Annotated in this window: 9 protein-coding genes; 7 read left to right on the forward strand and 2 right to left on the reverse strand. The window is 61.8% G+C overall.

Features of this window, described 5'->3' with window-relative positions:
• Positions 1-6: 6 nt before the first annotated feature.
• Both SE16_RS16070 and SE16_RS13515 read right to left on the reverse strand, forming a co-directional pair.
• The gene (locus SE16_RS16070; protein ID WP_054494414.1) at positions 7-585 is read right to left on the reverse strand and encodes a hypothetical protein; all 579 of its coding nucleotides are present in this window, start codon (positions 583-585) and stop codon (positions 7-9) included.
• Positions 582-2,840, reverse strand: coding sequence for a xanthine dehydrogenase family protein molybdopterin-binding subunit (locus tag SE16_RS13515; RefSeq protein WP_060687729.1), 2,259 nt, complete (start codon positions 2,838-2,840; stop codon positions 582-584). Before SE16_RS13515 ends, SE16_RS16070 begins: the two co-directional genes overlap by 4 nt.
• Positions 2,841-3,017: 177 nt before the next feature.
• Here SE16_RS13515 and SE16_RS15525 point away from each other — a divergent pair, with 177 nt between their 5' ends.
• The 7 genes from SE16_RS15525 to glpK all read left to right on the forward strand — a co-directional run bounded on the left by SE16_RS15525 (position 3,018) and on the right by glpK (position 10,775).
• Positions 3,018-3,626: a DUF1405 domain-containing protein gene (locus SE16_RS15525; RefSeq protein ID WP_054494412.1), complete on the forward strand. Its 609-nt coding sequence runs from the start codon at positions 3,018-3,020 to the stop codon at positions 3,624-3,626.
• Positions 3,627-3,762: 136 nt separating this feature from the next.
• Positions 3,763-4,365: a glycerol-3-phosphate 1-O-acyltransferase PlsY gene (gene plsY / locus SE16_RS13525; RefSeq protein ID WP_160317071.1), complete on the forward strand. Its 603-nt coding sequence runs from the start codon at positions 3,763-3,765 to the stop codon at positions 4,363-4,365.
• Between the two features lie 40 nt (positions 4,366-4,405).
• The gene (gene dhaR / locus SE16_RS13530) at positions 4,406-6,388 is read left to right on the forward strand and encodes a dihydroxyacetone kinase operon transcriptional regulator DhaR (RefSeq protein ID WP_054494408.1); all 1,983 of its coding nucleotides are present in this window, start codon (positions 4,406-4,408) and stop codon (positions 6,386-6,388) included.
• A gap of 280 nt (positions 6,389-6,668) precedes the next feature.
• Entirely contained in the window at positions 6,669-7,382 is a 714-nt protein-coding gene (locus SE16_RS13535; RefSeq protein ID WP_054494406.1) for an MIP/aquaporin family protein, read from the forward strand.
• A gap of 71 nt (positions 7,383-7,453) precedes the next feature.
• Positions 7,454-8,560, forward strand: coding sequence for a dihydroxyacetone kinase subunit DhaK (gene dhaK, locus SE16_RS13540; protein ID WP_054494404.1), 1,107 nt, complete (start codon positions 7,454-7,456; stop codon positions 8,558-8,560).
• Between the two features lie 14 nt (positions 8,561-8,574).
• Positions 8,575-9,213, forward strand: a complete 639-nt coding sequence (gene dhaL, locus SE16_RS13545; protein WP_054494402.1) for a dihydroxyacetone kinase subunit DhaL — start codon at positions 8,575-8,577, stop codon at positions 9,211-9,213.
• A gap of 44 nt (positions 9,214-9,257) precedes the next feature.
• On the forward strand, positions 9,258-10,775 hold the full coding sequence (glpK, locus tag SE16_RS13550; protein ID WP_060687731.1) for a glycerol kinase GlpK: 1,518 nt from the start codon (positions 9,258-9,260) through the stop codon (positions 10,773-10,775).
• The last annotated feature ends 112 nt before the right edge of the window (positions 10,776-10,887 follow it).

The following is a 10,887-nucleotide window of genomic DNA, read 5'->3' on the forward strand; positions in this document are numbered from 1 at the left end:
GCGCTCCTACGGCTTGATGAACCAGAGAACGGCGGCGGGAATGAGCACGCCGGCCAGCGCACCGGCGACCAGTTGGGCGGGCGTATGTTTGCGCCGTTCAAGGCGCGCCCAAGCCACCGGCACCAGGGCAAGGTAGCCCCACGCCCAGCCCAACCCAAACACATAGACCAAAACGGTCATGAAGCCGGCCACGCTCACCATGTGCAGGCTAATTTTCCAGACACTGGAAATGAGCAACATGCTCACGCCCAGACAGGCGTAAATCAGGGCGAACGCCCAGACCAGGCGGGGCGCCCCACCCATGCCGAGGAGAACGAGCGCCAGCAGGTCGCTGGCGAGGCTCACCGCAATGAAGCGTGGACGTTCGCGGCGGTCGCTCAGTTCCCAATCCGAAACCCAGCCGCGCCGACGCCCGATGATGAGATACGCGAGCGGTACGCCGTTCAAAAGAAGCATGGCGATGAGCGCCCACACGAGACCACGCGCCCCGCCCGCATGCCAGCCCACCAGTGGAAAAACCCAGAGCGAGAGCACGGAACTATCCGAGAGGATGGAGATGAGACGCGCCAGCGCTGCACGGTTCATGCGTCGCCCCCCTGCAACGCCCGCCAGACGCGTTGCGGTGTCATGGGCAAGTCGGAGAGGCGCACACCGGTCGCATGCGCTATGGCGTTCGCCACCGCCGCCGCCGTCGCCACCACGGGCGGCTCGCCGACACCACGCGCGCCAAATGGACCATGCTCCGAGGGGACTTCGACCAGAATGCACTCGATTGCTTCGGCAACATGGGGTGCACGCGGCACGCTGTAATCCATCCATGAGGCGGTCAGCACCTGCCCGTTTTCATCATAGGCAATCTGCTCGTGCAACGCCCAGCCAAGGCCTTGCACCGCGCCCCCCATCATCTGCCCTTCAATCAGCAAGGGGTTGATGGCACGCCCCACGTCTTGCGCGAGCACAAGCCGATGCACCCGCACCACGCCGGTGTCGGGGTCTACGCTCACCTCGGCAAGTTGGGCGCAGAAACCGGGCGCTTGTTCTGTGATGGCGGTACGCCCATGCCCCAACACGGGCGCATACCGCCCACCAAAACGCATGGTTTTGCCCGCAATCTCCGCCAGCGAGAGCGAACGCCCCGGCACGCCCCGCACATGCACCGCCCCGTCGCGCAATTCCAGGTCGCCGGGATCGGCTTCGAGTTCTTCGGCGGCAATGGCAAGCACCTGTTGTTTGGCTTCTTCCACCGCTTGCAACACGGCTGCGCCGACCGTGTAGGTGATTTTGCTTCCGCCGGTCGCCCCGGCATAGGGCGCAGTGAGCGTATCGCCCGTGACGATGCGGATTTTTTCAGGCGGCACGTCAAAAACTTCGGCGGCAATCAACGCAAAGGCGGTTGTCGAACCGGTCAGGTCCACTGAGCCGACGTTGATGGTGAGCGTACCATCACGCTGCAAAAGGCAGGTCGCCGCCGCCGGCTCTATGCCGCCGGGCCATCCGCCAACCGCCACGCCCACACCACGCCCTTCGGCGCGCGCCTGTTCGCGGTTCTGCCAGAGCGGATGCTCGCGGATGGCTTCCAGCACGTTGCGCAACCCAATGCGCGGCCAGGGACGCCCGCGAATGGTGGGGTCGCCTGTGGCGGATGCGTGGCGCAAGCGAAGTTCGATCGCGTCCACGCCCAGGCGTTGGGCGAGTTCGTCCATAGCGCTTTCGATGGCAAACGTGGCTTGGGGCGCACCCGGCGCGCGGTAGGCGTCGTTGGATGCCTTGAAGGTCAGCACTTCCACGCCTTCAATCTCGACGTTGGGGATTTGGTAATAACTGCCGAGCAAGAAAGCGGCAACCCCCACAGGTGTGCCGGGATAACAGCCACTATCAAACAGAAGATGCGCGCGCAATACGGTAATCGTACCGTCGCGGCGCGCCCCCAGTTGCACGTGGATGCGTGCCGCGGGCGCGGGCTTGGTTGCCAACAATTCTTCCATGCGCGTCAGTTTGAGCCGCACAGGGCGGCGCAATTTCTGCGCGGCAAACGCCACCAGCGGCTCGAACAGCAAGAATTTGCCGCCAAAACCGCCCCCCACTGGTGTTGGAATGACGCGCACGTCGCTTTCGGTCATGCCGAGAAGGTCGGCGACTTCGCTTTGCACAAAGAACGGCGCTTGCGTGCTCGTCCAAATGGTGATGCCTTCCGGTTCAGGACGCGCCACAACGGTTTGGGGTTCCAGGTAGTTTTGGTGCACGCGCGATGTGGTGTAGGTGCGTTCCACCACAACCTCAGCCTCGGCGAGCGCCTGTGCGGCGTCGCCCCGCGCAAAATGCACCCGGTTGGAGATGTTGCTCCGCGTCGGTTGCACGTCTTCCCCGCCGACGTCGGCGCCGTGCGCGGCGGCGGTTTCATCATCGCTTCCGGGGATACCCTCAGGCCAGACCAGCGGCGCATCGGGCGCCATGGCGGCTTCGGGGTCCACCACCGCCGGCAAGGGGTCGTAGTCCACAAAAACCAGGTCGGCGGCGTCTTGCGCTGTGGCTTCATCCTCGGCAACGACCAGCGCCACCGGCTGCCCCGCAAAAATCACCCGGTCGCGCGCCAGCAGCAAGCGGTGGCGAGACGTGGGCACGATGTCGGGCAAATCCTCCGCCGTCAAAACAGCCACCACGCCGGGCACGGCCCGCGCCTGGCTTGTGTCAATCGCCCGTATCGCGGCGTGCGGATAGGGGCTCAACACCAGGCGCGCATGCAACAAACCGGGCAACGCCACATCGCCCGCGTAGTTGACACGCCCGGCGGCTTTGCTTGCACCATCACGCAGGGGAACACGTTTGCCAATTGCCGTCATCGGTTGCCTCCATGCAACGTTCTCGGCTTCTTCACACAGTTAGCGAGGCTCATTATAAAAGAAAGCAGGGTTTGCAGAAAAACCGCTTTCCTCAGGCTCTCGTCCGGAACGGCGGTCTTGTCCAAATGGCAAGGCGTGCTATCTTTGCGCCATCAGACCAAAGGCGAGGGAGACACAATGCTGCCAACACTTTTGGGGAGTGTACGGCGTCTGCTGAGCGATAAACGCATTGAAACCGCGCTCATCGTCATCAACGTGCTGGGGTTTTTGATTGGCGCGATTTACTGGTACGGGCCGCAAATGCGTATCGTGCCGCCCTATTTGTGGCCCTGGCTGGTGGATTCGCCGCTCTCGGTTTTGGGCTTTGCCATCGCCCTACCCTGGATTCGACGCCGCCCGCATGACTGGGGCGCACAAATGGCTGCCACGTGGGCGGTGTTCAGCAATGTGAAATATGGGCTGTGGACGGTCTTGTTCTGGATTTTGTGGTGGCGTGGTCCCGGCTGGTTCACGCTGGAAAGCATTACCATGACCTTCACCCACAGCGCGATGGTGCTCATGGGGTTGAGTTTGCTGCTTTTCTACCGCCCCAAGCCCCTGCACGTCTTTTTGGCGGCGGGCTGGTTTGGGCTGAACGACTACCTGGACTATTGGCGCGGTATTGCGCCCACCGTGCCCGCCGGTGTGGATTTGCGCATTTTGCAGTGGGAACAAGTGCTGATGACCACCCTGCTCACCGTGGGGATGCTCTGGCTGGCGCGTTCAGCAAAGCCAAACGAGCGTTGACATGTCATCGGGCGAATTGTACAATCGCGCTGAGTACGCCCACACACCTTCAACTTCCTATCGTAACCCAAACACCAAGAGCGGGTTTTTGTCAATGGCAGACGGTATCACAATGTTGTGAAGGGGGGATTTGCTTGTGACGCTCATCATCGCCATTCTCATCGGCTATCTTGTTGGCTCTATTCCGAACGGTGTGCTGATTGGTCGCTACCTTTTTGGGGTTGACCCCCGCACAGTCGGCAGTGGCCGCACCGGCGGGACCAACGTCTATCGCGCCGCCGGTCCCAAAGCGGGCATTCTCACCGCGATTACGGACGCTTTCAAAGGCATTTTGGCGGTTTTGCTGGTGCGTATGCTCATCACCGACAATGAAATGGCCGCCCAACTGGCCGGCTTGTTCGCCGTGGTGGGGCACAACTGGTCTATCTTCCTCAAATTCAAAGGCGGCGCCGGCACCATGCCCAACCTAGGCGCAATGGCGACCCTTTCGGCGACGATGTTTGTCCCGGCGGGGTTGTTGGGGCTGATTTCGCTCTACGTCTGGCGCATGGCCTCGCTGGCGTCGCTGGTGGTCGCGTGGACGGGCTTGCTGGCGGCGCTTTTGTTCGCCCGCGAATACTGGTTGTACGCCATCGGGCAAGCGCTGGTCGTCACATGGGCGCTTCGTCCCAATATCAAACGCATTTTGAACGGAACAGAACGCCGCATCGGTGAACGCAACAAAACGCCCGTGAATTGATTCACGGGCGTTTTGCCATACCAACAGAAGGACGCACGCCATGCCCCCTCACCTCAGTCGCTTGAAAACATGTTGGCAACACTTTATCACCACCGGTACACTTGACGAAGCAGAGATTGCCGCGCTTTCGCACCCCATTTACCGCTCGTGGCAACGGTGCGCCCTGCGCCTCTCCCCCACGCGCCCGCCCCGCTTGCCGCAGGCGCGTACCGACGTGTTGGAACAGGTGCGGCTCGCGCTGTTTGAGATGCTGGCAACCGCCCGCCCCTGTCTGGAAGATGTGCTCCAATTCAGTGAAGGTTCGGGCTTTGTGCTGGTGTTGACCGACGGCACCGGTTGCGTGCTGGATGTCCTGGGCGAACCCGATGCGGTACGCGCCATGTCCACCTACCATCTCCGCCCCGGCGCGTATTGGAGCGAAGGCGCGGCGGGGACGAACGCCATCGCGCTGGCACTGCTCGATGCAATGCCCATCGAAGTGGTTGGACCGGCGCACTATCTGCAAGCCTTCCACACGCTGACAAGCGCCGCCGCGCCGATTCACGATGTGCGCGGGCATATCATCGGCACGGTTGCCATGGTGGGACCAGTAGACCGCTACAACGCTCATACGCTTGCCACCGTCATGGCAACCACCAAAGCCATCCACAACCAACTCCATACCGACTACTACCTGGCCACCGCGAACCGCCACCTGACGGAGTTGCAAAGCGTCTTCCGCGCCATTTCGGATGGTGTGATTTCGTGGAATCCCGATGGGCGCATCATGCACATCAACGAACGCGCCGGCGACCTTTTAGGCATTGCACCAGAACAAGCACGCGGGCGTTTTCTGCATGACGTGGTGCAACTCCCCCCGCTGGTGCAACAGGCGCAGCAGGAAGAACGCACCCTGCTGGACGCCGAAGTGACGCTTTGGGTTGGGCGTCGCAGTTTCGACGTCATGCTCTGCTTCCACCCCATTCGCCACGGGGCGCACTGCCTTGGCTATCTGGCAACCATTCGCCCCGCCCAGCGTGTACGCAACATGGTGCAACGCATCGTCAGCATGCCCACGACGCTCACCCTCGACGATATTCCCGCCCATGCGCCCGCCTCGCGCCGCCTGGTGCGCCTGGCACGCCAAGCCGCCCGCGGGCGCGCCCCCGTTCTGCTCTACGGGGAAAGCGGTGTCGGCAAAAGCCCACTCGCCGCCGCCATTCACAACAGCAGCCCGCGCGCCGATCACCCCTTCATCACAGTGCATTGCCGCGCCATCCCACACGAGTTGATGATTGCCGAATTTCTGGGCATTGACCAAAGCGCCGACCAGAGCCGCCCCAGCAAGTTTGAACTGGCGGACGGCGGCACGCTCCACCTGACGGATATCGAATACCTCTCGCTGGAAATGCAAAGCGCGCTCCTGCATGTCATTGACAGCGGCATGGTCATGCGGCTGGCGGGAACGCGCGCCATCCCTGTGGACGTGCGCATCATCGCCACCACCACCGCCGACCTCGACGCACTGGTCGGCGCAGGGCACTTTCACGCCGACTTGCTCTATCGCTTCAACGCATTCCGCATCTTTGTGCCCCCCCTGCGCGAACGCACAGAAGACCTGGAAACGCTCATCGAACGCACCGCCGCCCGTATCGGCCGCCAAGCCCAACGGCGTGTGCACATTACCCCCGAAGCGATGGAACTGCTTCGCCGCTACACGTGGCACGGCAACATCCGCGAACTCGAATCGGTCATGGAGCGCATCATCCTGACGAACGACCGCTCGGTCATACGCCCCGAAGACCTGCCGTCGAATATTCGCTTTGCCACGGCGCGGACATCGGCAAATGCCGCTTCCCCCGCTTTGCCGGTGCGCTCTCTCGACGACCTGGAACGTGAAGCCATTGAACGCGCCGGCTGGGCATGTCGCGGCAATGTCTCACGCATGGCGGCGCAACTCGGTATCAGCCGCACTACACTCTGGCGGCGCTTGAAACAGTACGGCATTGACCCCAACCGCTTCCGCGCACCTTCACGCTCATAACATCCGTTTCAATTTGAAACACCATCGCATCGAAAGCGTTTCAATCTGAAACACTTTTAGCAAAACGCTCGCATTTCTGCGCCACATTTCGTACACTGGAAAACGTGCCGGTTGTCTTGCCGTCCTCTTGTTCTCTCATGTGCCGCACACAATCCACCAGCCGCTCAAACGCGAAAGGGGGTGATGCCGCCCTGCCAACAACGGAGTTGTGAGTTGCACACACGCGTTGTGCCGCTTGTCCTTCTACTCGATCAACTGCGAAAAATGGAGGAGGGTTCTCATGAACGTCTATTTGGCCGAACTGATCGGCACCATGATTCTCATCATCCTCGGTGACGGCGTCGTGGCGAACGTGGTGCTCAACAAATCCAAAGGGCAAAATTCAGGCTGGATTGTCATTACCACAGGCTGGGGTTTGGCGGTCGCCGTCGCCGTCTATGCTGTGGGGTGGATTAGTGGTGCGCACATCAACCCCGCTGTGACGGTGGGGCTGGCCGCCATCGGGCAGTTTGATTGGGGCATGGTGCCCGGCTACATCATCGCGCAGATTGTGGGCGCGTTCCTCGGCGCGGTCATCGTCTGGCTGGCGTATTTGCCCCACTGGGAAGCGACCGAAGACCCCGGCGCGAAACTGGCTGTCTTCTCAACCGGTCCCGCCATCCGCAACACAGCCGCGAACTTCATCACAGAAGTCATCGGCACGGCGGTGCTGGTGGGCGGCGTGCTCTGGATTGGCAACGCCAACAACGGCATCGGCAACGGGCTCGGTCCGCTGTTGGTCGGTTTCCTCGTGTGGAGCATCGGTCTCTCGCTTGGTGGTCCCACCGGCTACGCCATCAACCCCGCCCGCGACCTTGGCCCACGCATTGCCCACCAACTGCTCCCCATTCCAGGCAAAGGCGATTCGGATTGGGCGTATGGCTGGATTCCGGTCGTCGCGCCCATTGTTGGCGGGGTGATTGGTGCGCTGTTCTACAACATTTTCTGGCCGTAATCGTGCGTCCATCCGCGCGCCTCTTCCCCCTATGAAGGGACGCGCCCCCAATCAACATCAGGAGGCCCCCCATGAAAAAACTCATCAACAAGGTCGAAAATGTGGTGCGTGAAAGCCTTGAAGGCATGGCGCTGGCGCACAGCGACCTGATTCGCGTCCACTTCGACCCCACCTTTGTGTATCGCGCGGACGCCCCCGTCGCCAACAAAGTCGCCGTCATCTCCGGCGGTGGGAGTGGGCACGAACCCATGCATGGCGGTTTCGTGGGCGTCGGCATGCTCGACGCGGCATGCCCCGGCGAAGTCTTCACATCCCCCACCCCCGACCAAATGCTGGAAGCCGCCCGCACGGTCAACAGCGGCGCAGGGGTGCTCTACATCGTCAAAAACTACACGGGCGACGTGATGAACTTTGAAATGGCGGCGGAGTTGGCCGCATCCGAGGGCATCCCTGTGCAAAATATCCTCATTGACGACGACGTTGCCGTGAAAGACAGCCTCTACACCGCCGGGCGGCGTGGTGTCGGCACAACGGTGCTTGCCGAAAAAATTGTGGGCGCCGCCGCAGAAGAAGGGCGCGACCTGAAAGCCCTCGCCGACCTCTGTCGGCGCGTCAACATCAATGGGCGCAGTATGGGCATGGCGCTCACATCCTGCACCGTGCCTGCCAAAGGCTCGCCCACGTTTGAACTGGGCGACGACGAAATGGAAATCGGTATCGGCATTCACGGCGAACCGGGGCGCGAGCGCATGAAGCTGAAAAGCGCCGATGAAATCACCGAAATGCTGGCGCTCGCCATCATCGAAGACGACGCCTACACCCGCACCGTCCGCGAATTCGACCTGGACAAGGGGACGTGGGTTGACGTCGAACTCACTGACCCGCCCTTCCAGCCGGGCGACAATGTGCTGGCGTTTGTCAACAGCATGGGCGGCACCCCTGTTTCTGAACTCTACATCGTGTACCGCAAGTTGCACGAAATCTGCGAGAAGAAGGGGCTGCGCATCGTCCGCAACCTTGTCGGCGCTTACATCACCTCGCTCGAAATGCAAGGCGTCTCCATCACGCTCTTGCGTATGGACGATGAGATGATTCGCCTGTGGGACGCCCCCGTCAACACCCCCGCCCTGCGCTGGGGTCCCGGAAGCACCGCCGCCCTGAGCAAACCGCTGGCGTAGAGAAGGAGCACACTATGACGTTGACCAAAACCGACGTACTCGCCTGGCTGAAACGTGTCGCCGAGGTCATTGCCGAAAACAAGGAGTACCTGACCCAACTCGACGCCGCCATTGGCGACGCCGACCACGGCATCAACATGGATCGCGGCTTCCAGCGGGTTATGAGCCAACTCCCCACGGTGGAAGACAAAGACATCGGCACCATCCTGAAAACCACCGGCATGGCGCTCCTCTCCAGCGTTGGGGGGGCTGGGGGACCACTCTACGGCACGTTCTTCATGCGCATGGGCATGGCTGTTGCCGGCAAAGAAGAACTTTCACCCGAAGAAGTCCTGACCATGCTCAAAGCCGGCCTGGATGGCGTTGTGCAACGCGGCAAAGCCGAAGTGGGCGACAAAACCATGGTTGACACGCTGACGCCCGCCATCCGCACGCTGGAAGACGCCCTCGCCGCCGGACACCAATTCGACGACGCGCTCGACCGCATGGTCGCCGCCGCCGAAGAAGGCATGAAAGCCACCATTCCGCTGGTGGCACGCAAAGGGCGCGCCAGCTATCTCGGTCAACGGAGCGCCGGGCATCAAGACCCTGGGGCAACATCGTCCTATCTCATCCTGGCGACGCTGCGCGACACGTTCAAATCACGCGAGTAAGCGGCAAATCCTACCAACCAGCACCATGACCAAAGGAGGTCAACATGAGTAAGTATGTCGGGGCAATTGACCAGGGCACAACCAGCACCCGCTTCATGGTCTTCGACCACAGCGGGCTGGAAGTTGCCAAGCACCAGCTCGAACACGAGCAAATCTACCCGCAGGCGGGCTGGGTTGAACACGACCCGCTGGAAATCTGGGCACGCACGCAGGACGTCATCAAGGGCGCCATGCAAAAAGCCGGCCTGGACGCCTCGCAACTGGTCGCTATCGGCGTGACCAACCAGCGCGAGACAACCGTTGTCTGGAACAAGCAGACCGGCAAGCCCTACTACAACGCCATCGTCTGGCAAGATACGCGCACCGACCGCATCTGCAACCAGCTGGAACGCGACGGGCTCGCCGACCTCTTCCGCCGCAAAACCGGCTTGCCCATCGCCACCTACTTCTCCGGTCCCAAAATCAAGTGGATTTTGGACAATGTGGAAGGCGTGCGCGAAGCCGCCGAACGTGGCGACGCCCTCTTTGGCAACATTGACACCTGGATTATCTGGAACCTCACCGGCGGTCCCAACGGCGGCAAACACATCACCGACGTGACCAACGCCAGCCGCACCATGCTCATGAACCTGGAAACACTCGACTGGGACGATGAACTTCTGCGCATTCTGGGTATCCCGCGCCAAATGCTGCCCGAAATCCGCCCATCGAGCGACCCCAGCATCTACGGCATGACTGCCGCGAATGGTCCGTTCGGCGCTGAAATCCCCGTTTGTGGCGACCTCGGCGACCAGCAAGCCGCCACGGTGGGGCAAACCTGCTTCGACGTGGGCGAAGCCAAGAACACCTACGGCACCGGCTGTTTCATGCTGCTCAACACCGGCACCGAAATTGTGCCCAGCAAGAGCGGCTTGCTCACCACCGTCTGCTACAAATTCGGCGACGAACCCGCCGTGTACGCGCTGGAAGGCTCCATCGCCATCACCGGCGCGCTCGTGCAATGGCTGCGCGACAACCTGGACTTCTTCGACTTCTCGCACCACATTGAAGACTACGCCCGCACTGTCGAGGATAACGGCGGCGTCTACTTCGTGCCCGCCTTCTCCGGCTTGTTCGCCCCCTACTGGCGCAGTGACGCCCGCGGCGTCATCGTCGGGCTGACCCGCTACGCCAACAAGGGGCACATCTGCCGCGCCGCGCTCGAAGCCACCGCCTACCAGACGCGCGAAGTGCTGGACGCCATGAAAGCCGACTCCGGCGTAGACCTGGCCGCGCTGAAAGTGGACGGGGGCATGGTTTACAACGAACTGCTCATGCAATTCCAGGCCGACATCCTCAACGTGCCGGTCGTGCGCCCGCAAGTCGCCGAAACCACCTCACTGGGGGCGGCGTATGCCGCCGGTCTGGCGGTTGGCTTCTGGTCGAACCTGGACGACTTGCGCCAAAACTGGCAAGTGGATAAAACCTGGACTCCCGCCATGGACGCCGAGAAACGCGAAAAACTCTATCGCGATTGGAAACGCGCCGTCGAGCGCACATTCGGGTGGGTTGAACAGGACTGAGCGGCGCAACTGTGGGGGAGCGCGCACCGTCGCTCCCCCACTCTCCACGACCCGACACCTGCGCCAAAAGGTCTTGGCTCGTGGAGAGTGAAGAGTGGCAATCAACCAACCA

The sequence above is a fragment of the Ardenticatena maritima genome (genome assembly GCF_001306175.1).
In the GTDB taxonomy this organism is placed as follows: Bacteria; Chloroflexota; Anaerolineae; order Ardenticatenales; family Ardenticatenaceae; genus Ardenticatena; species Ardenticatena maritima.